Source organism: Citrobacter farmeri, from assembly GCF_019048065.1.
GTDB lineage: Bacteria > Pseudomonadota > Gammaproteobacteria > Enterobacterales > Enterobacteriaceae > Citrobacter_A > Citrobacter_A farmeri.
In genome coordinates this window covers 4,617,729-4,641,574 of sequence record NZ_CP077291.1, presented here as the reverse complement: position 1 = coordinate 4,641,574, position 23,846 = coordinate 4,617,729, and the positions used below count along the sequence as shown (strand labels likewise).

Here is a 23,846-nt window from a genome sequence, read left to right as displayed (position 1 = left end):
ACGCCTTCTGCAAAGAAGGCGTTTTTGTTTCTGGCTTACCGCATCACACCAACACTTCGCTGTTCAGATCGCGATACTCTTTCGGCGTCGTGTCGTACTCTTTCTTAAAGACGGAATAGAAATATTGCAGCGAAGGATAGCCGCACATCTGCGAGATCTCGTTGATCGAGAGCGTAGTGGAAATCAACAGGCTGCGCGCTTTCTCCAGCTTTTCAGCATGGATCACCGCATGAATGGTTTCTCCCACTTCTTCTTTAAACCGCTTTTCCAGATTGGAACGTGAGATTCCAACCGCATCCAGCACCTGATCCACTTTGATACCTTTGCAGGCGTGGTTACGGATATAGTGCATCGCCTGAATGACGGCGGGATCGGAGAGGGAACGGTAATCTGTCGAACGGCGCTCAACAACGCGTACCGGTGGGACCAGAATGCGCTGAAGTGGCAGTTCCTCATTTGCCAGCAGGCGATGCAACAATTTTGCCGCCTGATATCCCATTTGCCTCGCGCCCTGAGCCACCGACGACAGCGCAACCCGTGACAGATAGCGGGTCAGCTCTTCATTATCAATGCCAATGACGCACAGCTTTTCGGGTACCGGAATATGCAGATGTTCGCAGACCTGAAGCACATGGCGGGCGCGGGCGTCGGTAACCGCGATAATACCCGTCTGCGGCGGCAGGGTTTGCAGCCAGTCCGCCAGTCGGTTCTGAGCGTGTTGCCAGAGTTCAGGTGCCGTTTCCAACCCCTGATAAACCACGCCACGGTATTTCTCTTCCGCCACCAACTGGCGGAAGGCATACTCGCGCTCTGCTGCCCAACGCTTTCCGCTGGAGGCGGGCAGGCCGTAAAAAGCAAAACGGTTGACGCCTTTTTCTTTCAGGTGCAGAAAGGCGCTTTCAACGAGGGCATGGTTATCGGTGGCGATGTAATGGACCGGGGGATAATTTTCCGCCAGATGATAGGAGCCTCCGACACCGATAATGGGTACATGTACATCAACTAACAGTCGCGCGATATCATCGTCGTCGTAGTCTGCAATCACGCCGTCGCCTAACCACTCTTTGATGTTATCAATACGCGCGCGGAAATCCTCCTCAATGAAGATATCCCATTCGGATTGCGAGGCTTGTAGATATTCACCGACCCCTTCCATAACCTGACGGTCGTAGGCTTTGTTGGCATTAAATAACAGGGTAATACGGTGACGTTTATCAAACATGTTTCTGTCTCTGCTCAATCTTTCATAAACGACAATGCCGGACAGTCATGACCGGCATGAAAATAGCCCTATTTTCTGTGGTTCAGGCGCGGCGTTTTGTCGCCGAATCCATCCATACTGCCAGCAACAGAATTGCGCCCTTCACGATGTACTGCCAGAACGTTGGGACATCCATCATACTCATTCCGTTATCCAGAGAAGCCATAATAAATGCGCCCATGACCGCGCCTGCAACGCTACCGATGCCGCCAGCCAGGCTGGTTCCGCCAATGACGCAGGCAGCAATGGCATCCAGTTCGGCGATATTTCCCGCAGATGGCGACCCGGCACCGAGACGCGAACTGAGGATAAGTCCGGCAATCGCCACCATCAGACCGTTGATGGCGAATACCGCCAGTTTGGTCCGGGCGACGTTAATGCCGGAAAGACGGGCGGCTTCCAGATTGCCCCCGATGGCATAAATACGTCGACCAAATGCGGTTCGTGTGGCCATGAACATCCCGGCGAGTAGCAAAAAAACCAGCAGCAGAACGGGCGTCGGCACGCCGCGATAATCATTCAGCAGCCAGATGGCGCCTAACACAATGATGGCGGTTAACGCCTGGCGACCCACTACGCTGGTTGATGCAGGAGCATCGAGACCCAGGGATTGTCGGCGCATGCGCCCACGCCATTGCCAGCCGATAAACGCCATCAAACCGATCGCGCCAAGGGTGAAGCCCAACCCATTGGACAGGTAGCTTTGTCCAATTTGCGACATGGCAGAACTGGTCGGCGATACGGTTGTACCATTGGTGATGCCGATCAGGATACCGCGAAACGCCAGCATCCCGGCCAGAGTCACAATAAACGATGGGACTTTGCGGTAGGCGACCCACCAGCCATTCCAGGCACCGAGCAGCAGTCCCAGCACCAGCGTTACAATAATGGTGAACGGTAATGGCCAGCCCAACCAGACGTCGCAGATAGCCGCGACGCCGCCCAGCAGCCCCATCATGGAACCGACAGAGAGATCGATTTCCGCTGAGATAATGACGAACACCATGCCGACTGCCAGGATCCCCGTAATCGCGGTCTGGCGGAGCAGGTTGGAGACGTTACGTGCGCTGAGATACGCGCCGTCCGTTGTCCAGGTGAAGAACAGCATGATTACTATGATGGCCGCGATCATCACGAACACCTGTAGATTCAGCGATTTAAACCCGGGAAAAACGCCCGTCAGTGGGGCGGCGAGTTTGGCTTCAGACAGATTGTTTTTCGACATGTTGTTCGCTCCTCAAAGCGGCTTCCATCACCTGCTCTTGCGTAAGGTTATGATTGACCAGGTTGGCTTTCAGTTTTCCTTCATGCATCACCAGAATGCGGTCGCTGAGTCCCAGCACTTCGGGCAATTCCGACGAGATGACGATCACGGCAATACCTTGCTGAACGAGCTGGTTAATGAGTTTGTAGATTTCATATTTCGCGCCGATGTCGATGCCCCGGGTAGGCTCATCAAGGATAAGAATTTGCGGGTTGAGCAACAGGCAGCGCGCCAGAATGGCTTTTTGCTGGTTCCCACCACTCAGACGTCCGATCGCCAGCTCAGGAGAGGACGTTTTGACTTTCAGACGTTGCAGGGATTCGAGGATGCACTTGTGTTCGGCTGCATCGTCTAGCTGGCTCACCTTACCGGCAAACTGATCGAGCGCGGCGAGGGTAATGTTTTTCCCCACCGCCATAACCGGCACAATGCCATCGCGTTTGCGGTCTTCCGGCACCATGGCGATCCCGTGGGCAATGGCTTGCTGACAGTTGCGGATGTTTACAGACTGGCCGTCAATCACGACGTCTCCTTCCCAGCGTCCGGGCCATACGCCAAACAGACACTGGACAAGTTCCGTGCGTCCCGCGCCCACCAGACCGGCGATCCCCAGGATTTCGCCGCGCTTTAGCGAGAAAGAAACGTCATTTACGCGCCGGATATGGCGATTGACGGGATGCCAGGCCGTGAGATGATCAACGCGTAAAATCTCTTCGCCAGTGGTGTGAGGTTCGCTGGGGTAGAGTGCGGTGAGTTCACGGCCAACCATCATGGTGATGATATCGTCTTCGCTCATCCCTGCCGCATCGCGGGTACCAATATGCTTGCCATCGCGGATCACGCAGATCGTGTCGGAAATGGCTTTCACTTCATTCAGCTTATGTGAAATGTAGATGCAGGCGATGTCGTGCTGTTGCAGATCGCGGATGATCTCCAGCAGCACTGTCGTTTCCTGTTCGGTGAGTGACGCTGTCGGCTCGTCCAGAATCAGCAGGCGCACCTGTTTATTCAGCGCTTTCGCAATTTCAACCAGTTGTTGCTGACCGAGGCCCAGATCGCCCACTCGGGTATCGGGCGAAATAGACAGGCTGACCTGATTGAGCAATTTTTGGCAGCGCAAGGTCATCAGGTCGTAATCAAGAACGCCATGGCGACTTATTTCGCTACCGAGAAAAATGTTCTCCAGCACGGTTAAGTGTTTAACCAGCGCCAGCTCCTGATGGATGATGGCTATTCCTTTGCGTTCGGTATCACGAATATGGTTGACCTGTAGTGTTTCTCCCGCAAAAACAATGTCACCGTCATAACTGCCATAGGGATAAATACCGCACAGCACCTTCATCAGCGTCGATTTCCCTGAGCCATTCTCGCCGCATAATGAAACAATTTCACCGGCATTCAGTCTGAGGCTGACGTCATCAATCGCCTTGACGGCACCGAAGGATTTGGTGATGTTCTTCATTTCAAGTAGACAGGACATAGCGACTCCGCATTAGCTAATGAGAGATCCCGGCTGGTGGGAAATGCGCGCCCTCAGCGGTTGCCAGGGCGCAGCGCTTACAGTTCGCTCTGCTTATGGAATCCGTCTTTAATCACGGTCTCATTGATGTTGTTTTTGTTAACGTCAATGGGTGTCAATAAGCGGGAAGGAACCTCTTTCAGACCGTTGTTTAACGTGGCATCGGCTTTAGGTTGCTGCCCATTACCCAGTTCAACGGCGATTTCAGCGGCGGTATTTGCCAGCAGCGTAATTGGCTTATAGACGGTCATTGTCTGTGTTCCCGCGACAATGCGTTTGATGCCCGCAAGGTCGGCGTCCTGGCCTGAAATCGCAACTTTTCCTGAGAGCCCCTGCGCACTGAGCGCCTGAACTGCCCCGCCCGCCGTCGCGTCATTGGAGGCGACGACGGCATCAATGTTGTTATTGTTCGCGGTTAAGGCGTTTTCCATAATTTTCAGCGCATTTTCCGGCAGCCAGCCGTCAACCCACTGATCGCCAACCACCTTTATTTTTCCGGAATCGATATACGGTTTTAAGACTTTCATCTGTCCGGCGCGGAAGAGTTTGGCATTATTATCGACCGGCGAGCCGCCCATCAGAAAATAATTTCCCTGAGGAACGCGTTCAACTAATGCCTGGGCCTGTAATTCACCGACCTTTTCGTTATCAAATGAAATATAAAAATCAATGTCAGCGTCATTGATCATACGGTCATAAGCTAAAACTTTAATACCTTCCTGTTTCGCTTCTTTCACCACGTTACTTAATACTTGCCCGTTATAAGGAATAATAACGAGGACATCCACCCCTCGGTTGATCATATTTTCAATCTGCGACATTTGGGTTTCTTCATTCCCGTTCGCGGACTGGACAAAGACTTTAGCACCCAGTGATTCGGCCTTGCTGACGAAAATATCGCGATCTTTTTGCCAGCGCTCGAGTCGCAGGTCATCAATCGCCATGCCGATTTTAATTTCTTTGGCATGTCCTGCCACGCTGGTAAGCAAAAGGGAGGTGCAGACGGTGAGTAAGAGATTCTTCATCTTCATAATCGTGATGCCTTTTGTTAGAGGGAGCAACAATAAAAGTAACAATCACAGCATAAGACGTTGCAGAATTTAGCAATTCATACGGGGAAGACAATTACAGATTTTTATCTTGCGATTACGAAATTTGGTTTATTTCCTGAATTATGACCAGGATCTTACTTTTTTATCGTGGATACTGGATGTTGCATTTATGCCAGCAGAGTACCCATTTTTTGCAAATGGATATTTTTATTTTGCGAGGTGGCGCACACTTGTGAATTCTCTCAATAGCAGTGTGAAATAACATAATTGAGCAACGAGAATAGAGTGCCCAATATTACCGCATGACCTATCCCCGCCGTATTCCCTGATTATGGAGTTCATTATGCAGGCATATTTTGACCAACTCGATCGCGTTCGTTATGAAGGCCCCCGTTCCACTAATCCGTTAGCATTCCGCCATTACAATCCTGATGAGATCGTACTGGGCAAACGGATGGAAGATCATCTGCGTTTTGCAGCCTGCTACTGGCATACCTTCTGCTGGAACGGGGCGGACATGTTTGGTGTCGGGGCGTTTGATCGTCCATGGCAGCAACCAGGGGATGCGCTGGCGCTGGCGAAGCGTAAAGCGGACGTGGCGTTTGAGTTTTTCCACAAGCTGCACGTTCCGTTCTACTGCTTCCACGATGTCGATGTTTCGCCGGAAGGCGCGTCGCTGAAAGAGTACAAAAATAACTTTGCCCACATGGTTGATGTCCTGGCTGAGAAGCAAGAACAGAGCGGCGTGAAGCTGCTGTGGGGCACGGCAAACTGCTTCACCAATCCACGTTATGGTGCCGGTGCGGCGACGAACCCGGATCCGGAAGTCTTCAGTTGGGCGGCCACCCAGGTAGTGACGGCGATGGACGCCACGCACAAACTGGGCGGTGAAAACTACGTGCTGTGGGGCGGGCGTGAAGGATACGAAACCTTGCTGAATACCGACCTGCGTCAGGAGCGTGAGCAAATTGGCCGCTTCATGCAGATGGTGGTTGAGCACAAACACAAAACGGGATTCCAGGGCACGCTGCTGATCGAGCCGAAGCCGCAGGAACCGACCAAACATCAATATGACTACGACGCATCTACCGTTTATGGCTTCCTTAAGCAGTTCGGTCTGGAAAAAGAGATCAAACTGAATATCGAAGCTAACCATGCAACGCTGGCGGGTCATTCATTCCACCACGAAATCGCGACGGCAATTGCGCTGGGTCTGTTCGGCTCTGTGGATGCCAACCGGGGTGACGCACAGCTGGGCTGGGATACCGACCAGTTCCCGAACAGCGTAGAAGAGAATGCGCTGGTGATGTACGAAATCCTCAAAGCGGGCGGTTTCACCACTGGCGGTCTGAATTTTGACGCTAAAGTGCGCCGCCAAAGCACGGATAAGTACGATCTGTTCTATGGCCATATCGGCGCAATGGACACGATGGCGCTATCACTGAAAATTGCCGCGCGCATGATTGAGGATGGCGAACTGGATAAGCGCGTCGCGAAGCGTTATGCCGGCTGGAGTAGCGAACTGGGCCAGCAGATCCTGAAGGGACAGATGTCGCTAAGCGAACTGGCGCATTATGCTGAACAGCACAACCTGGCACCGGTACATCAGAGCGGTCATCAGGAACGGCTGGAAAACCTGGTGAATCATTACCTGTTCGATAAGTAATCGACATCGCCGGGTGACGCTGCGTTTTCCCGGTTGGTCGTTTTTTACAAGCCCGGGGAGCGTTGTGCTACCGGGCATGTTCAATTTAAGGAACCCACTTTATGTATATTGGGATCGATCTTGGCACCTCGGGCGTGAAAGCGATTTTGCTCAATGAGCAAGGCGAGGTGGTCGCGTCGCAAACGGAAAAACTCACCGTCTCCCGTCCTCATCCGCTCTGGTCGGAGCAAGATCCTGAACAGTGGTGGCAGGCGACGGACCGCGCCCTGAAGGCGCTGGGCAAACAGCATTCATTAAGCAACGTGAAAGCGCTGGGGATTGCCGGGCAGATGCACGGCGCGACGCTGCTCGACAGTCAGCAACAGGTACTGCGACCGGCTATTCTGTGGAATGACGGACGCTGTGGCGAGGAGTGCGCGTTGCTGGAGTCAATGGTGCCGCAGTCGCGGGCCATCACCGGTAATCTGATGATGCCCGGATTCACGGCACCGAAGCTGTTGTGGATACAGCGCCACGAACCCGCGGTCTTCCGTCAGGTGGCAAAAGTGCTACTCCCGAAAGACTATCTGCGTTTACGCATGACGGGTGAGTTTGCCAGTGACATGTCTGACGCAGCGGGAACGATGTGGCTGGATGTGGAAAAACGTGACTGGAGTGACGTGATGCTGAATGCCTGTGGCCTGACGCGTGCTCATATGCCCGCGCTATTCGAAGGGAGTGAGATTACCGGTAAGTTGCTGCCTGATGTGGCGATGGCGTGGGATATGCCCGCGGTTTCTGTCGTTGCGGGCGGTGGCGACAATGCCGCTGGCGCGGTGGGCGTGGGGATGATCAATGCCGATCAGGCCATGCTGTCACTGGGGACGTCTGGCGTCTATTTTGCGGTCAGCGACGGTTTCCTGAGCAAGCCCGAAAGCGCGGTACATAGCTTTTGCCATGCATTACCTGAGCGCTGGCATCTGATGTCAGTAATGCTAAGTGCGGCCTCCTGTCTGGACTGGGCGGCGACGTTAACCGGTCTGGAGACGGTGCCAGCGCTGATTGATGCGGCGCAGCAGGCTGATGATACCGCAGATCCGATCTGGTTTTTGCCGTACCTTTCAGGTGAGCGCACACCGCATAATAATCCTCAGGCGAAAGGCGTGTTCTTTGGTCTGACCCATCAGCATGGGCCCGCTGAACTGGCGCGCGCGGTGCTGGAAGGTGTGGGCTATGCGCTGGCAGACGGGATGGACGTGGTACATGCCTGTGGCGTTCAGCCGCGTAGCATCACGCTGATAGGTGGGGGGGCACGCAGCGCGTACTGGCGGCAGATGCTGGCGGATATCAGCGGTTTACAACTGGATTATCGTACCGGCGGCGATGTGGGGCCAGCGCTGGGCGCCGCCCGACTGGCGCAAATTGCGATGAGCCCGGAGAGATCGTTAGAGGAACTGCTGCCACAGCTCTCGCTTGAGCAGACGCATAGGCCTGATGCACAACGTCATACCGTTTATCAACAACGTCGCGAAACCTTCCGTCGTCTTTATCAGCAATTACTTCCCCTTATGTCCTGAGACTGAATCCCTCCTGGTCACAGGAGGGATTTGTCTAATCGATAATAAAACCAAAGTCATAAATTAATCGCATGAATTAATTCTGAATTCTCCGGTTGACGCTATTTTTTATTGCTGTCTTAACAGGGTTATCCCTAATCTGAGCCGCTATTGGATAAGGAGATTCCAGTGAAAAGCTCAACGTTAATTTCATGGTTGTTGCTCATTTCAGGCACATCGACTTACGTTATCGGCTTATGGATGGCATGTCCGTCACTGAGCGGAAAGGGCTATTTTCTCAGTGTCCTGACGACCGCAATGTTTGTTACGTATGCTTATCTGCGTGAGGAAAAATGTGAGCACCTGGATGATGGCTTCGTTACCGTGTGCCAAATGGTCGCGTTGATCACGCTGGGGTTGTTTCTGGTAGGCATCCTCAATGCACCGCTATCACTGAGTGGGCGGGGACTCTATCCGGCAGCGCTCTTTATGGGGTTACTGGGTTTCGTACGCCTGGTTCGCGCATCGTGTCATTAAATCAAAGGGGGTCACTTTGCTGTGGGGTTTCCTGGCATGCTATCTGTTAAGGCGTCTTAAACGGCGCTCTCCCTCATAACGGTTTAAGTCTCTCGAAAACGCCCGGTCTAAAAGGCCGGGCATTTCAACATCAACTGACCAGCCTGCGCGTATCGACGCGTTGTAACAGTATTGAAAGCAATAAACTGCCCGCGAGGGTGACGCTAAAGATCCACAGCATATCCAGCGGCGGCCAGCGCTTGATTTCCAGTCCGCCAGTACGCAATGCATGAATAATAAGCGCATGAAAACCATAAATGCCGAGCGAATGGCGGGAGATCAATCCCAGGCCTGGGACAGTTTGTGTGTTTAGCGTGTTTTTGACCAGCGTCAGCAATGCGACGGCGCAGATGAAAACCATCGGGCCGCAATAGAGATACCAGGTATCGGCAAAATTACCGCGCCACTGCAATTCATGCAGTGTTCCACGAGAGATGATCCACACCGCAACCACGAAAAGCCCTGCGCTTAGCCAGGTAAGCACGCGTCTTTGTGTCTCCATCATGCCGATAGCGCGTCCCAGCATCCCGTACAAAATGTAGTAAAAGGTATCGCCGTTGATATACAAATTGATGGGGAGCCATTCGAATCCGCCCACTTTTTGCGACACGGTATTTGGGTTGGCGAGAATGCCAATGACTACCATCAGTACCAGCAGCATTTTGCCGCTGATATTTTTTACCTGAATCAGTGGTGAGACCAGATAGATCACGGCGATCGCGAAGAAAAACCACAGGTGATAGAACACCGGTTTTTGCAGCAAATTTTTTAAAGAAAGTTCGGCGTTAATCGAGGTGAACAGCGAGATGTAGAGCAGGGCGACGGCGCTGTAGAACAGCAGGCACAACGCGATGCGTAAAAAATGGCGCGATTGCGCGCTGCGCTCGCCAAAAAAGAGATAGCCCGAAATCATAAAAAACAGCGGTACGCTGACGCGTGATGCCGAATTCAGTATGTTGGCAAGATCCCAGCTAACGGGACTGACACTCTGGGCATTGGTGATGTACCAGGTTGTGGTGTGGATCATAACCACCATCAGACAGGCGATCCCTCGCAGGTTATCAATCCAGAAAATTTTGGGCTGCATCAGTTCCTCTGTTTTCGTTTCAAAAATGCTCTGACTCACATTTCGTCAGCCTGTCTCGCTGGATTAATCTGAGTTTTTACACTAAAGCTTGTGATGGTCCGATGAGATTCGCAAAATGCGTCTGCCACACCGAACGTAATAATAATAAGACTGATCAGTAAATTAGGCGGTAATAAAATGATGATGAAATCTTTCTTTCCGGCAATGGTGATTCTTCTGCTGGCAGGATGTACCCCCTCCCAACAACCGCCGATACAAAAGGCGCAGAAAATGAAAGTCAGTCCCACGCGCACGCTGGATATGGAAGCGTTGTGCAAAGATCAGGCTGCGCGACGCTATAACACCGGTACGCAGAAAATTGATGTCACAGGCTTTGAACAATTTCAGGGGAGTTATGAGATGCGCGGTGCTACCTTCCGTAAAGAGAGTTTTGTCTGCTCTTTTGACGCGGATGGGCAGTTTTTACATCTTTCCATGCGTTAAGCCCTGCCTTTTTCCCGTTTCGTACTGTATATCTTGCAGTCAGCGGGTATACTGAACCCTTCCTTTTAAAACCACACGTATCCAGCACGAAATACTATGCAAAAGTTTGATACCAAGACCTTCCAGGGCCTGATCCTGACATTACAGGATTACTGGGCTCGTCAGGGCTGCACCATTGTTCAACCTTTGGACATGGAAGTGGGCGCCGGTACCTCGCATCCGATGACCAGCCTGCGTGCGTTGGGGCCAGAACCGATGGCAACCGCGTATGTGCAACCTTCTCGTCGTCCCACTGATGGACGCTACGGCGAAAACCCGAACCGTTTACAGCACTACTATCAGTTCCAGGTGGTGATTAAGCCCTCTCCGGACAACATCCAGGAGCTTTATCTCGGGTCGCTGAAAGAGCTGGGCATGGACCCTACCATTCACGACATTCGGTTCGTGGAAGATAACTGGGAAAACCCAACGCTGGGTGCCTGGGGTCTGGGCTGGGAAGTGTGGCTGAACGGAATGGAAGTGACGCAGTTCACTTACTTCCAACAGGTCGGCGGACTGGAATGTAAGCCGATCACCGGTGAAATCACCTATGGTCTGGAGCGTCTGGCGATGTACATTCAGGGCGTAGACAGCGTTTACGACCTGGTCTGGAGCGACGGTCCGTTGGGTAAAACCACGTATGGCGACGTGTTCCATCAGAACGAAGTGGAGCAATCCACCTACAACTTCGAATACGCGGATGTGGACTTCCTGTTCACCTGCTTTGAGCAGTACGAGAAAGAAGCGCAGCAACTGCTGGCGCTGGAAACGCCACTGCCGCTGCCTGCCTACGAGCGTATTCTGAAGGCCGCCCATAGCTTCAACCTGCTGGATGCGCGTAAAGCCATCTCCGTGACTGAACGCCAGCGCTACATTCTGCGTATTCGTACCCTGACCAAAGCAGTGGCAGAAGCTTACTATGCTTCCCGTGAAGCTCTCGGCTTCCCGATGTGCAATAAAGACAAATAAGAGGCGGCCATGTCTGAGAAAACTTTCCTGGTGGAAATCGGCACAGAAGAGCTGCCACCAAAAGCTCTGCGCAGCCTGGCAGAGTCCTTTGCTGCGAACGTGACTGCGGAGCTGGACAATGCCGGCATCGCGCACGGTCAAGTCGAATGGTTTGCGGCACCTCGTCGTCTGGCGCTGAAAATCGCTAACCTGGCAGAATCTCAGCCCGATCGCGAAGTTGAAAAACGCGGTCCGGCGATTGCCCAGGCATTTGATGCCGAAGGCAAACCGAGCAAAGCGGCAGAAGGCTGGGCTCGGGGCTGCGGCATTACCGTTGATCAGGCCGAACGCCTGACGACCGATAAAGGCGAATGGCTGCTGTATCGTGCGCACGTGAAAGGCGAAAGCGCCGAAGCACTGCTGCCGAACATGGTAGCCACGTCGCTGGCGAAACTGCCGATCCCGAAACTGATGCGCTGGGGAGCAAGCGACGTGCACTTCGTGCGTCCGGTGCACACCGTCACCCTGCTGCTGGGTGACAAAGTCATTCCGGCAACCATTTTGGGTATCCAGTCCGATCGCGTCATTCGCGGTCATCGCTTTATGGGCGAGCCGGAATTTACCATCGACAATGCCGATCAGTATCCGCAGATCCTGTTGGAGCGCGGTAAGGTCATTGCCGACTATGAACAGCGTAAAGCCAAAATCAAAGCGGATGCGGAAGACGCAGCCCGTACCATTGGCGGGAATGCCGATCTGAGCGAAAGTCTGCTGGAAGAAGTGACCTCGCTGGTGGAATGGCCAGTCGTACTGACGGCGAAATTCGAAGAAAAATTCCTCGCGGTGCCCTCTGAAGCGCTGGTGTACACCATGAAAGGTGACCAGAAGTACTTCCCGGTCTACGCCAACGACGGCAAACTGCTGCCGAACTTCATCTTCGTGGCGAACATCGAATCGAAAGATCCACAGCAAATCATCTCCGGTAACGAGAAAGTGGTGCGTCCGCGTCTGGCGGATGCTGAGTTCTTCTTCAATACCGACCGTAAAAAACGTCTGGAAGATCATCTTCCGCGTCTGCAAACCGTGCTGTTCCAACAGCAACTGGGTACGTTGCGCGACAAGACCGATCGTATTCAGGCGCTGGCGGGCTGGATTGCCGGTCAGATTGGCGCAGACGTTAATCATGCTACCCGCGCGGGCCTGCTGTCGAAATGTGACCTGATGACTAACATGGTCTTCGAGTTCACCGACACCCAGGGCGTGATGGGCATGCACTACGCCCGTCACGATGGCGAAGCGGAAGATGTCGCTGTTGCCCTGAACGAACAGTATCAGCCGCGCTTTGCCGGTGATGACCTGCCGTCTAACCCGATTGCCTGCGCACTGGCGATTGCGGACAAGATGGATACCCTGGCGGGTATCTTCGGTATCGGTCAGCACCCGAAAGGGGACAAAGATCCGTTCGCGCTGCGTCGTGCAGCGCTGGGCGTGCTGCGCATTATCGTTGAGAAGAACCTGAACCTTGACCTGCAGACGCTGACCGAAGAAGCGGTTCGTCTGTACGGTGACAAGCTGACCAACGCTAACGTCGTTGATGATGTCATCGACTTTATGCTCGGCCGTTTCCGCGCCTGGTATCAGGATGAAGGCTACACTGTGGATACTATCCAGGCGGTGCTGGCACGTCGTCCGACTCGTCCGGCAGATTTCGATGCGCGGATGAAGGCGGTTTCTCACTTCCGGACTCTGGATGCGGCCTCTGCGCTGGCGGCAGCCAATAAGCGTGTCTCCAACATTCTGGCGAAGTCCGATGAGACGCTGAATGAGCGTGTTAACGCCGCAACGTTGAAAGAGCCGGAAGAGATCGCGCTGGCGATGCAGGTTGTCGTGCTGCGTGACAAACTTGAACCGTACTTTAACGAAGGGCGTTACCAGGATGCGCTGGTAGAACTGGCTGAACTGCGTGAGCCGGTCGATCTCTTCTTCGAAAAAGTGATGGTGAACGTCGAGGATAAAGACCTGCGCGTTAACCGTCTCTCGATGCTTGAAAAACTGCGTGAGCTGTTCCTGCGTGTGGCAGATATTTCGCTGCTGCAATAAGCGTGGTGCCAGAAATAAAAACCTGCCTTCGGGCAGGTTTTTTTATGGGTTCAGTTTGGGCAGGGCTGTCTGTGCGCTTACTGCAACTGCAGTTCCGTCAGACAGGTCTGACTGTCATCCTTCGTGGCAATCGCGTGTGACGCCGTTTTGCCGTTGTAGCTCACTTCTATTGTCCCTTCGATGTTACGCGGCAACCAGACGCCGATAAACCCGTTCTGATAGCTTTTGATGGGCTTCTGAATCAGCACATCGCCTTTCTTATCTGTCACTTTAACGTTGAACGTGGTATCCGGCATTTCACCCTGACAGCCGGAAAGGCTGTGGTTAAAGCATGGGTGCGTCTGTTGTTGGTAAGGCGCAAAGGAGAGATAGAACTTTTCGCCCAGCGGCAGGGTATACATCTGCCCGTCAGAGGCGAGTTTTAACTCGGTGCTGGTGATGGAAGCCGAATACGGTAGCGGACGGGACTGCGGCGTTTGATCGATGGTATCCACGATCTGTTCGACTGACTTACCGGCAAGACCATGTTCGGCAAGGAATGCGGCTTCTGGTGATGCAGCAAACGCGGTGCCGCTGGCGAGTAAACCTAACGTAAGGAACAAAGGGAGTCTGGACATAGCGGTCAATTCCATGTGTAAAACAGGGTTTTTACTATAAAGCTTACCCTTAGGGAAAGGTCAAAGCCTGGACAGGTAAAGTAATGCAAAGAAGGGGAATGGGATGGCGAAAAGTGGGAGAGAGATAAAAAAAATCCCCGCCGTCTGGCAGGGATCTTGAATTCTGAGCTTGTGTAAGCTTACAGGCTGGTTACGTTGCCAGCTGCCGGGCCTTTAGCGCCGCTTTCGATGGTGAAGGAAACTTTCTGACCTTCGTCCAGGGATTTGTAGCCTTCGTTCTGGATAGCAGAGAAGTGTACGAACACGTCTTTAGAGCCATCGTCAGGAGTGATGAAGCCGAAGCCTTTGTCAGCGTTGAACCATTTTACGATACCAGTCATTTTACCGGACATAGTGTATTACCTTTTAAAAAATAAGTGTGCCTTTCGGCGATATGGCGTGCTCTACAGATTTTTTAAGCGTTAAGGAAATGCGCACTACGAGGGGTATCAACGATAACTCTTGAAGGGGACTGCCTTACTAAACTGCTTTAATGGTCTGTACGTCAAACCGTGGGACGCATTAACTCATGTAACGCCAGGTGATGCAACTGTTATTTTTCTCCTTGTGGGTTAACTGGTCAGAAAACGGCCCTGTATCAGGACCGTTCATCAACCCTTGTCGACTACTCCATCAACTGCTTACTCAATGCCGGGTTAGCCTGTATCAGGCGCATCAGCTTCAATTCTGTACTGGAGGGCTTAACGCGTTTTGATTCCCACTCCTGTACCAGTGCTACCGTAACGCCTAACGCTCTGGCGAAATCATCTGTCTTAAGTCCACTCCCCCGTCGTAGCTGTTCGAATTCGCTAAAGGGGCTTGGCTTATGTGTCAGGGTGATTTTTGATGATTCTTCTTTAAAAACAATTTGTTCCAGGCTGCTCAGCAGCTCAAACATCGGATCTTTAGATTCCATTGAGAACTCCTCTAAATCACACAGCGGGATCGTGAATTTCATCGAAGCCAGTTAAGAATAGTCGCAAAAGAGAAAGTATGGAGGGCGTCACATTATCAGGGGGGTAAAAGACTCGTTTCAGCGAAGAGGAGAGGGTGTATTTGTAGCATGCTAACGATCTGATAACGGGCACTATATTTCTCGTCGTAATGAGAATTGTAAAGATTACGAAAATCTGACTATTTCCTGGCAGGCCGTTACCTGCCAGGAAGAGGGCATCAGGCTTTTTGCGCGGCGTGAGCCGGCGATTCAGCAAGTGTTGATGCGGTAGAGAGTAGGCGTTTACCTGCCCAGTATTTCACCATTAAGGCAAATGCAGAAACCAGTGCCGGAATTGCAAGGAACGTAAAGATGGTTTCGAACGCGAGCTGTGCCTGCATCAGGAAAGCGCCGCTAAATGCGCCGAGGATGCCGCCAAAACGGCCCAGACCTAACATCCACGCCACACCGGTCGCACGGCCCTGTGTGGGGTAAAAACCTGCCGCCAGCGCGGGCATAGACGATTGTGCGCCGTTCATGATCGTCCCGGCGATAAAGACCATCACCCCCATGAGCACCAGGCTGCTGGTGGAGAACCCGACCAGACAGACGAACACTCCGGTTAGCAACCAGCCGACCGCTACCACTTTGTTCGGGTTAAATTTGTCCATCAGCGCCCCCAGCACCAGAACGCCAATCCCACCGCCCAGCGGGAACAGGGCTGTGATGATGGACGCCTGACTCAGCGTGGCCCCCGTTTCACGGATCAGTAGCGGCAGCCAACTGGTCAGCAGATAGAAGATCAGTAACCCCATAAAGTAGGTCAGACACAGCATCACCGTGCCCAGTGCGTAACGTGGAGAGAAGATGACGCCCAGCGCTGATTTCTCTTTAATCTGGCCGGTTTCACGCAGGACAAAGTGAGTTGCTTCCGGTAGCGGGGCGATACGGCGCAGAATGGTGCCGATCTGCTGTTGTGATTTGTTTTTTACGACCAGATAGCGGGCGGATTCTGGCAGCAGGAAGATCAGTACCACCGCCAGTGCCAGCGGCATCACGCCGCCGAGGATCAGCACGCTTTGCCAGCCGTAATGCGGGATCAGCCAGGCAGAGATAAACCCGCCCATCGACGAACCAATCGGGAACCCAACGAACATCAGATTCACCAGCAGCGCGCGGCGGCGTTCTGGCGCATATTCACTCATCAGGGTCGCGGCATTGGGCATTGCTGCCCCCAGGCCCAGACCGGTTAAAAAGCGCAGTGCCGTCAGTTGGTTTAGTGTGCCGGCAAAGGCGGTAAGCAGGCTGAAGCCGCCGAACACCAGAATCGACATAATCAGGACTTTTTTACGGCCAATACGGTCAGCCAGTGGACCTGCAGTCAGCGCCCCCACGGCGAGACCGACCAGCGCAGCGCTCATGACCGGGCCGAGTGCGGATTTTTCAACGCCCCACTCCTGAACGAGATCGGAGGCGATGAAGCCGATAATCGCGGTATCGAACCCGTCCATCGCGACGGTCACAAAACACAGCACGAGAATCATCCACTGGTATTTTGAAAAGGGATGCTCGTTAATAAACGCTTGAATATCAGTCGTTCTGTTTGTCATGTAGTCATTCCTGCGAAAGCAAAGCGGGGGACAGAGGGCGTTTTTATTTTCTCCACCGCAAGCGTTTGGATTAATTGTGCGATTATCGAACGTTTATTCGTTAATCGTTCATTTAATCAAAACATTGAAGTCCTTATTCGGCAATCATCCCGCCGTGGTAAACGTGCGATAATCGTACGAATTACCCTTATACGGGCTACGTGAACGATGAAACTCTATTAAAATCATAGAACTACTTCATGGCGATGCGCGCATGACAGAGGCGGTAAATGTGATGCAATTAACAATAAAGCAACAAATCAACGATCGCCATTTCGCCCTGCGAATTTCCGCCACAAGATTACGCGTAAGGGGTATCCTGCGAGCCTGACCTGGACTATCCTTGTAAGCCGTAAGGCACGCGTGTTGCGTTGTGCGCATTTTTGGGTGAAAGGAGTATTAAAATGGCGACAGGTAAGTCCTGCTCTCGCTGGTTTGCGCCTCTTGCGGCGTTATTAATGGTAGTTAGCCTGAGTGGGTGTTTTGATAAAGAAGGCGATCAGCGTAAAGCGTTTGTCGATTTTCTACAGAATACGGTGATGCGTAGTGGCGAACGTCTACCCACCCTGACTGCCGATCAGAAAAAACAGTTCGGCCCGTTTGTTTCTGATTACGCGATTCTGTATGGCTACTCGCAGCAGGTGAACCAGGCGATGGATTCTGCTTTGCGTCCGGTCGTTGATAGCGTTAACGCCATCCGTGTGCCACAAGATTATGTGACGCAACGTGGGCCGCTGCGCGACCTGAACGGTTCTCTCGGCGTACTGGGGCAGCAGCTGCAAAATGCGAAACTGCAGGCGGATGCGGCACATGGCGCGCTGAAGCAGGCCGATGACCTGAAGCTGGTATTTGACCAGGTCTATAAGAAAGTGGTGACGACGCCAGCAGACGCGTTACAGCCGCTGATCCCGGCCGCGCAGATCTTCACTCAGCAACTTGTCCAGGTGGGTGACTTTGTCGCGCAGCAGGATACGCAGGTGAGCTTTGTGGCGAATGGTATTCAGTTCCCGACGTCACAACAGGCAAGTCAGTACAACACATTGATTGGGCCGTTGGCCTCGCAGCATCAGGCATTTAATCAGGCCTGGACTGCGGCGGTAAACGCCATCCAGTGATGAAATTGCCGGGCAGGCGATAGCGCCTCCCGGCCATTTTGTTATCCCGCAATTTGCGGATTCACGCAGTTCTTCTCAACCTTTCCTTGTAACGCATCAATCAGATTATCTACCGCGCAGGCCGCCATGTTATAGCGCGTCTCATGCGTAGCCGAGCCGATGTGCGGCACCGCCACGACGTTGTTCAGCGACAGCAGCGGTGAGTCAACCGGCAGCGGCTCCTGCTCGAACACATCCAGACCAGCAGCGTGGATCTCGCCCGTTTGCAGTGCGGCAATCAGCGCCTTTTCATCAACGACCGGACCGCGCCCGGCGTTGATGAAGATGGCAGAGGACTTCATTTTGGCGAACTGTTCTGCGCCAAACAGATGATGCGTCTCGTCGGTTAGCGGCAGGATCAGACAGACAAAGTCCGATTCCTGCAACAGCGTATCAAGGTCACAATAGCGAGCGTTGAAGCGTTCTTCTGCCTCCTGATGGTGGCGGCGGGCGTTGTAGAGAATCGGCATGTTGAAGCCGAAGTGGGCGCGTTGCGCCAGGGCAAGGCCGATGCGTCCCATACCGACTATACCCAACGTTTTGTGGTGCACATCGATACCAAACCAGTCAGGGCCAATGCTGGAGTTCCATTCGCCGACCTTCACGCGCTCGGCCACCTCCACGACACGGCGAGCGGTCGACAGCACCAGCGCCATGATCGTATCGGCGACGGTCTCCGTCAGCACGGTGGGCGTATGCATCAGCAGTACCTTGCGTGCGTTCAGCGCATCCACATCGAAATTGTCATACCCTACGGAGATCGTTGAGGTTGCGCGGAGCCTCGGCATTTTCTCCAGCAGCGCGGTATCGACGGTTTGGCTGGAGCCCAGCAGACCTTCGGCACTGGCAAAGGCTTGCGCGTGTTGTTCAACCGTCTGCGGACTCAGATTCGGTACCTGCGTGACGGTGAAATGTTCTTCCAGGCGATGCAGTAAATCGTCAGGTAACGCTTTGTAGAGAATAATGGACGGCTTCATACGACTCTCCATAAGGTAAAGTTTACGCGTGGCGTGCGCCAACGGGTACTTGCTGATTATTCGCGGGTTTGACGACCAAAGTTAGCCATACTGAGGCGAAAAGCGCCACCCCCATAAAAATGTACGAGGCGGATGGACTGCCGGTCGCGCCGTTGAGGTAACCCACAAACCAGGAACCGAGGAACGAGCCGAGCGCGCCCATACTGTTGATTAGCGCCATCGCCCCGCCAGCAACGTTGCGTGGCAACATTTCCGGAATGATGGCGAAAAACGGGCCATACGGGGCGTACATCGCCGCACCGGCAATCACCAGCAGGGTATAAGAAGCCCAGAAGTTATTCGTCCCGACCGCCCAGGAACCGATGAAAGCGAACGCAGCAATCAGCAGCAGAGGCCAGACGAACAGCTTACGGTTCTGCAGTTTATCCGAGGCCCAGGAGGCGACAATCATCGCCACGGTAGCCGCCAGATACGGTACAGAAGAGAGCCAGCCCACTTCGACCATTCCCAGATTCGCGCCGCCTTCACGGATGATCGACGGAAGCCACAATACGAAGCCGTAGACGCCAATACTCCAGGTGAAATATTGCAGACACAGCAGGATCACGTTACGAGAGCGGAAGGCTTCGCTGTAGTTGCGTACTGCTTTGATGCCCTGTTGTTCTTGTTCGAGTTGCGTTTGCAGCGCCGTTTTTTCTGACTCGCTAAGCCAGCCAACCTGCGCCGGTTTGTCCCTCACCAGCACCCACCAGCAGAAGGCCCACAGGATGGCAGGAACCCCTTCGATGATGAACATTTCACGCCAGCCGAGCGCCTGGATCAGGTAACCGGACACGACCGACATCCACAGGACCGTCACCGGGTTACCGAGGATCAGGAAGGTATTCGCTCGCGAGCGCTCCGATTTGGTAAACCAGTTGCTGATGTAAATCAGCATCGCGGGCATGACGGCGGCTTCTACCACCCCGAGAATAAAGCGAATGGCGGCGAGTGCCGGGATATTGCTGACCATCCCGGTCAGCGATGCGCAGCCACCCCATAAAATCAGGCAGACAAAGATCAGTTTGCGCACGCTCCGGCGTTCGGCGTACACCGCGCCGGGGATCTGAAAGAAGAAATAGCCGAGAAAGAACAGGGCGCCGAGCAGGGATGAGATCCCTTTGGTGATGCCGAGATCTTCGTTAATGCCCGCAGCGGAGGCGAAGCTGAAGTTTGCGCGGTCAAGATACGCCAGGCTATACGTGATAAACACGATAGGCATGATGTACAACCAGCGTTTTGCTGCATTTGTTGAGTTTGCCATAATCAACCTCTGTGGTTTCTGCCGCCGCTGTCTGTAGGGTACAGGGGGGCTGTTATCATTACGTAAGGTTATTCGCCTAACGTTTCACGTGTGGGTAAGCCTTCACTGTCGCCTTGTACCTGAATGGCCAGTGCGCCAATTTTGTTGCCGCGTGTAACGGCCTGATGTAGCGTACGGCCTTCCAGCAGGGCGCTGATGACACCGACCGCGAAGCCATCGCCAGCACCGACCGTATCGACCACGTTGTCCACTTTGACCGGGGCGACACTGCCTTTTTCGCCGTCGGCGGTTTTATACCAGGCACCGTCCGCGCCCGTTTTCAGCACCACAGCTTTCACGCCGTGGCGGAGATAGAAATCCGCAATCCCTTCCGGCGTCTGTTGTCCGGTTAAAATCATCCCTTCTCTCAGGCCCGGTAACACCCAGTCGGCCTGGAAGGCGAGGCGGTTCAGTTTTTCAACCATCTCGGCTTCACTTTTCCACAGCACCGGGCGCAGGTTGGGGTCAAAAGAGAGCGTTTTACCCTGTGCTTTCATGGTGCGCGCCGTGTGCGCCAGTAGTTCGTACGAGCTGGCGGAAAGTGCCGCTGCGACACCGCTCAGATGCAGATGGCGGGCAGCAGAGAAGTACGCTTCGTTGTAATCCGCCACGGAAAGATGACTGGCTGCGGAACCTTTGCGGAAGTATTCCACAATGGGATCGGTTCCATTTTCAACTTTAGATTTCAGTTGAAAGCCTGTAGCGTAACGCTCATCCAGCGTAACGCCTTGCGCATCAATACCTTCTTTTTTCAATGAATTGAGAACAAAGCGGCCAAAGCTGTCGTTGCCTACTCGGCTCACCCAGCCCACCTTTAAACCCAGTCGCGCCAGGCCTGTGGCAACGTTCAGTTCGGCACCGGCGACGCGCTTGATAAACTGCTCGACCTCGGCCAGATCGCCGGTCTGCGTCGCCACAAACATCGCCATCGCTTCGCCGATCGTGATGACATCCAGTGAGTGCTTCATGCATTACTCCTTACGTAACAAATCGACGTAGTGGCGGGTGACCGCAGTCAAATCGGCCCCTTCCAGCGGGAATTCAATGCCGCGTGGAACGTCGGTGGGCAATTGGTTGAGCAGATCAAGCCAGCGCGGTTCGGCGTCGTCAGGGGGAATTGCGCGATAGCTGTCATGGTGTGCAGTGGCGGCTTTAACGTGAATATAACCGACAGACGCGGCCAGTTGACGAGCGGCCTCTTCCGGCGAATCGCCCACCCACAGCCAGTTGCCCATATCAAACGTCAGTTGCACCGGCAGCGCATGCTGCTGACAGGCGGCGTTAAAACGTTGCATCGGAGCCAGTCGTCCGCAGGCGGTCTGGTCGTTTTCTACCACCAGCGCCATACCGCTGCTTTCCAGCCAGTCGCGCAGGGTGTCAAACTGATCTGCGTGGACGAAATGGCCCAGCGAGACTTTTAGCCACAGCGCCCGCAGCGTTTGCGCTTCCTGAAGCAGCGACGGCAGTTGTGGGTTAAGGCGGCCATCTTCCATGAACAGCGGTTGTGGCGCGGAATAACAGGCCAGCAGATCGAAGCATTCGATGGCTGAAGCCAGTGTAGTCAGGGCGCTGAGTTCAGCGTCAGTAAACATTTCGCGGCGGATCTCGACGCCGTCTGCACCTGCACCGGCAATGACCGGCAGCATCGCGGCTTGTCCGCCGGCAGCGCGGACGGTGTCGTAGCCGTAGGCGGCGGTGACCACCATAATTTTTCTCTGCATGGGAACTCCAGAACTAACGCTATTGTGATTACGCTAGATGGAACCGGTTCCAAAGAAAAGCACGATGTGTCGAAATTATGATCACCATCACGAAGGAAAATTAGCGGGCGGTGGAACCACGAACGATCAGTTCACCGGAAAAAACCTGCTCATGAATGGCATCGCTACCGCCTTCAATCCGGCGTACCACCTGTTCGACGGCGGCATAACCAATCTGCCACGTGGGCTGTTTCAGGGTCGTAATCCCGACACCTGCCAGTTCGGCCCATTCCAGCTCATCAAAGCCCAGCAGACCGATATCGCTGCCCCAGTTGAGGCCAATGCGTTTCAGAGAACGGGCGACCTGAAGGGTGAGCGCACCGTTAGCGGAGATCACCGCCTTACGCATCCCGCGATGCTGCTGGTGGAACTGACGTAAGGTGTTATCGAGTTGCGTATTCTCGCTAAGCGGGACTTCGGCGTTTTCGGCGACAACGCCCGGATAGCGTGCCAGCGTTGCCCGAAAAGCGCTCAGTCGCTCACGGCGAGTATTGACCATGCCCAGCGGTTCGCTGAGAAACAGCAGAGCCTCAAAGCCTTGTTCAATCAGGTGCTCGGTGGCGGTAGTGGCGGCCTGGGTGTTGTCCAGTCCGACGACATCACAGGCGAAGTCTGGGATTTTGCGATCGATCAGTACCATCGGCAACGCCGACTGTTGCAGGCGATTCAGCCCCTCTTCGCGCATCCCCACGGCATTGACCACGATACCTTCTACCTGATAACTGCGCAGTAGATCGAGATAGTGCAGTTCCTGATTCACCTCGTTATTGGTATTACAGACCAGGGGCGTAAAACCTTTCTCGCGACACGCGGCCTCGATACCGCTTAAGACGTGGACGGAATAGGGATTAGTGATATCGGCAATGATCAGGCCTATCAGGCGGGTACGACCTCGTTTCAGGCCGCGAGCCATCAGACTGGGGCGATAGTCGAGATCGGCAATGGCTTTTTCAATACGCGCCAACAGAGCATCGGAGAGCAGGTGTTTTTCGCCGTTGAGATAACGTGAAATGCTGGTTTTACCGGTTTTTGCCGCTTTCGCGACATCGCTGATGGTGGGGCGTGTTGATTTTGCCATGGGAAGTTCTCTCGCCTGAAAGTGAGAACACCTTAACGCGAAAATTGACGATGGCAAGTTGATTCATGCCGGGGGTAACGTCACCACCCGGCATAACCGTTACTGAATTGGACTTAAGGTAATTTCGACACGACGGTTCTGGGCTTTACCTTCCGCCGTACTGTTGCTGGCAATCGGATTTGCCGGCCCCATGCCGCTGGTGCGAATGCGGCTGGCGGCAACGCCCTGAGCGATCAGCGTGCTGGCCACGCTGTCTGCACGCTGTTGCGACAGACGCATATTCAGATCCTGGCCGCCGGTGCTATCGGTATAGCCGATCACATTGACGGCGGTTTTTTCGTATTCCTTCAGCACCATCGCCACACCGGTCAGCGTATTCGCGCCCGCCGGTTTCAGGGTAGCGCTGCTGCTGTCGAAGGTGACGTTATTCGGCATGTTCAGGATGATATTATCGCCACTGCGCGTCACGCTTACGCCGGTTCCCTGCATTTTGTCGCGCAGTTTTGCTTCCTGCACGTCCATGTAATAACCGACGCCGCCGCCGAGCGCCGCGCCCGCCGCTGCGCCAATTAGCGCGCCTTTGCCGCGATCTTTCTTCGAGGAGGAGAGGGCGCCGATACCCGCGCCGACCAACGAACCAATGCCCGCGCCGATGCCGGATTTACCCGCTTCGCGTTCACCGGTGTAAGGGTTGGTTGTGCAGCCAGAAACCGCCAGGGCACCGCTCACCATCGCGGCAATGACTAAAACACGTTTCTTCATCTTA

At 53.9% G+C, this 23,846-nt stretch carries 22 protein-coding genes; 7 read left to right on the top strand and 15 right to left on the bottom strand.

Annotated elements, in window-relative coordinates:
• Positions 1–43: 43 nt before the first annotated feature.
• From xylR to xylF, 4 genes are all read right to left on the bottom strand, one after another.
• On the bottom strand, positions 44–1,222 hold the full coding sequence (gene xylR / locus I6L53_RS21915; RefSeq protein ID WP_042323231.1) for a D-xylose utilization transcriptional activator XylR: 1,179 nt from the start codon (positions 1,220–1,222) through the stop codon (positions 44–46).
• 82 nt (positions 1,223–1,304) lie between these two features.
• Positions 1,305–2,486 (bottom strand): xylose ABC transporter permease XylH, encoded by a 1,182-nt coding sequence (gene xylH / locus I6L53_RS21910; protein WP_042323229.1) that lies wholly within the window; start codon positions 2,484–2,486, stop codon positions 1,305–1,307.
• Positions 2,464–4,005, bottom strand: a complete 1,542-nt coding sequence (locus I6L53_RS21905) for a xylose ABC transporter ATP-binding protein (RefSeq protein ID WP_042323227.1) — start codon at positions 4,003–4,005, stop codon at positions 2,464–2,466. Before I6L53_RS21905 ends, xylH begins: the two co-directional genes overlap by 23 nt.
• Before the next feature lie 77 nt (positions 4,006–4,082).
• A complete protein-coding gene (gene xylF / locus I6L53_RS21900; RefSeq protein WP_042323225.1) occupies positions 4,083–5,075 on the bottom strand; it encodes a D-xylose ABC transporter substrate-binding protein in 993 nt (330 codons plus the stop codon).
• Positions 5,076–5,439: 364 nt separating this feature from the next.
• Between xylF and xylA the strand changes: the two genes are divergently transcribed.
• The 3 genes from xylA to yiaB all read left to right on the top strand — a co-directional run bounded on the left by xylA (position 5,440) and on the right by yiaB (position 8,834).
• Complete coding sequence (gene xylA, locus I6L53_RS21895; RefSeq protein ID WP_042323223.1) at positions 5,440–6,762, top strand: xylose isomerase; 1,323 nt, start codon at positions 5,440–5,442, stop codon at positions 6,760–6,762.
• Positions 6,763–6,863: 101 nt separating this feature from the next.
• Positions 6,864–8,318 (top strand): xylulokinase, encoded by a 1,455-nt coding sequence (gene xylB / locus I6L53_RS21890; RefSeq protein ID WP_042323221.1) that lies wholly within the window; start codon positions 6,864–6,866, stop codon positions 8,316–8,318.
• Positions 8,319–8,486: 168 nt separating this feature from the next.
• A complete protein-coding gene (gene yiaB / locus I6L53_RS21885; RefSeq protein ID WP_042323218.1) occupies positions 8,487–8,834 on the top strand; it encodes an inner membrane protein YiaB in 348 nt (115 codons plus the stop codon).
• Between the two features lie 130 nt (positions 8,835–8,964).
• Here the strand turns inward: yiaB and I6L53_RS21880 are convergent, their stop codons facing one another.
• Positions 8,965–9,960 carry an acyltransferase gene (locus I6L53_RS21880; RefSeq protein ID WP_042323609.1) on the bottom strand — a complete coding sequence of 332 codons (996 nt, stop codon included), beginning with the start codon at positions 9,958–9,960 and terminating at the stop codon, positions 8,965–8,967.
• Positions 9,961–10,137: 177 nt separating this feature from the next.
• Here I6L53_RS21880 and I6L53_RS21875 point away from each other — a divergent pair, with 177 nt between their 5' ends.
• The 3 genes from I6L53_RS21875 (at position 10,138) to glyS (ending at position 13,530) form a co-directional block, all read left to right on the top strand.
• Complete coding sequence (locus I6L53_RS21875; RefSeq protein WP_042323216.1) at positions 10,138–10,443, top strand: YsaB family lipoprotein; 306 nt, start codon at positions 10,138–10,140, stop codon at positions 10,441–10,443.
• 96 nt (positions 10,444–10,539) lie between these two features.
• Positions 10,540–11,451: a glycine--tRNA ligase subunit alpha gene (glyQ, locus tag I6L53_RS21870; RefSeq protein ID WP_042323214.1), complete on the top strand. Its 912-nt coding sequence runs from the start codon at positions 10,540–10,542 to the stop codon at positions 11,449–11,451.
• A gap of 9 nt (positions 11,452–11,460) precedes the next feature.
• Positions 11,461–13,530, top strand: a complete 2,070-nt coding sequence (glyS, locus tag I6L53_RS21865) for a glycine--tRNA ligase subunit beta (protein WP_042323212.1) — start codon at positions 11,461–11,463, stop codon at positions 13,528–13,530.
• 77 nt (positions 13,531–13,607) lie between these two features.
• On the opposite strand, the gene cueP is transcribed toward glyS, so the two are convergent.
• The 4 genes from cueP to I6L53_RS21845 all read right to left on the bottom strand — a co-directional run bounded on the left by cueP (position 13,608) and on the right by I6L53_RS21845 (position 16,730).
• Positions 13,608–14,147: a copper-binding periplasmic metallochaperone CueP gene (cueP, locus tag I6L53_RS21860; protein ID WP_042323210.1), complete on the bottom strand. Its 540-nt coding sequence runs from the start codon at positions 14,145–14,147 to the stop codon at positions 13,608–13,610.
• Positions 14,148–14,326: 179 nt separating this feature from the next.
• Positions 14,327–14,539: a transcription antiterminator/RNA stability regulator CspE gene (gene cspE, locus I6L53_RS21855; protein WP_004126446.1), complete on the bottom strand. Its 213-nt coding sequence runs from the start codon at positions 14,537–14,539 to the stop codon at positions 14,327–14,329.
• Positions 14,540–14,811: 272 nt separating this feature from the next.
• Positions 14,812–15,102 carry an HTH-type transcriptional regulator gene (locus tag I6L53_RS21850; protein WP_042323207.1) on the bottom strand — a complete coding sequence of 97 codons (291 nt, stop codon included), beginning with the start codon at positions 15,100–15,102 and terminating at the stop codon, positions 14,812–14,814.
• A gap of 257 nt (positions 15,103–15,359) precedes the next feature.
• Entirely contained in the window at positions 15,360–16,730 is a 1,371-nt protein-coding gene (locus tag I6L53_RS21845; protein WP_042323204.1) for an MFS transporter, read from the bottom strand.
• A 443-nt stretch (positions 16,731–17,173) separates the two neighbouring features.
• Here I6L53_RS21845 and I6L53_RS21840 point away from each other — a divergent pair, with 443 nt between their 5' ends.
• A complete protein-coding gene (locus I6L53_RS21840; protein WP_042323202.1) occupies positions 17,174–17,884 on the top strand; it encodes a DUF3053 domain-containing protein in 711 nt (236 codons plus the stop codon).
• Between the two features lie 41 nt (positions 17,885–17,925).
• Here the strand turns inward: I6L53_RS21840 and ghrB are convergent, their stop codons facing one another.
• The 6 genes from ghrB to I6L53_RS21810 all read right to left on the bottom strand — a co-directional run bounded on the left by ghrB (position 17,926) and on the right by I6L53_RS21810 (position 23,842).
• A complete protein-coding gene (gene ghrB, locus I6L53_RS21835) occupies positions 17,926–18,900 on the bottom strand; it encodes a glyoxylate/hydroxypyruvate reductase GhrB (protein WP_042323200.1) in 975 nt (324 codons plus the stop codon).
• A gap of 22 nt (positions 18,901–18,922) precedes the next feature.
• Complete coding sequence (locus I6L53_RS21830) at positions 18,923–20,203, bottom strand: MFS transporter (RefSeq protein WP_042323198.1); 1,281 nt, start codon at positions 20,201–20,203, stop codon at positions 18,923–18,925.
• A 68-nt stretch (positions 20,204–20,271) separates the two neighbouring features.
• On the bottom strand, positions 20,272–21,210 hold the full coding sequence (locus tag I6L53_RS21825; protein ID WP_042323196.1) for a sugar kinase: 939 nt from the start codon (positions 21,208–21,210) through the stop codon (positions 20,272–20,274).
• Between the two features lie 3 nt (positions 21,211–21,213).
• Positions 21,214–21,963 (bottom strand): sugar phosphate isomerase/epimerase family protein, encoded by a 750-nt coding sequence (locus I6L53_RS21820; protein WP_042323194.1) that lies wholly within the window; start codon positions 21,961–21,963, stop codon positions 21,214–21,216.
• Positions 21,964–22,063: 100 nt separating this feature from the next.
• Complete coding sequence (locus tag I6L53_RS21815) at positions 22,064–23,080, bottom strand: LacI family DNA-binding transcriptional regulator (protein WP_042323192.1); 1,017 nt, start codon at positions 23,078–23,080, stop codon at positions 22,064–22,066.
• 99 nt (positions 23,081–23,179) lie between these two features.
• On the bottom strand, positions 23,180–23,842 hold the full coding sequence (locus I6L53_RS21810) for an OmpA family lipoprotein (RefSeq protein ID WP_042323190.1): 663 nt from the start codon (positions 23,840–23,842) through the stop codon (positions 23,180–23,182).
• Positions 23,843–23,846 lie beyond the last annotated feature (4 nt).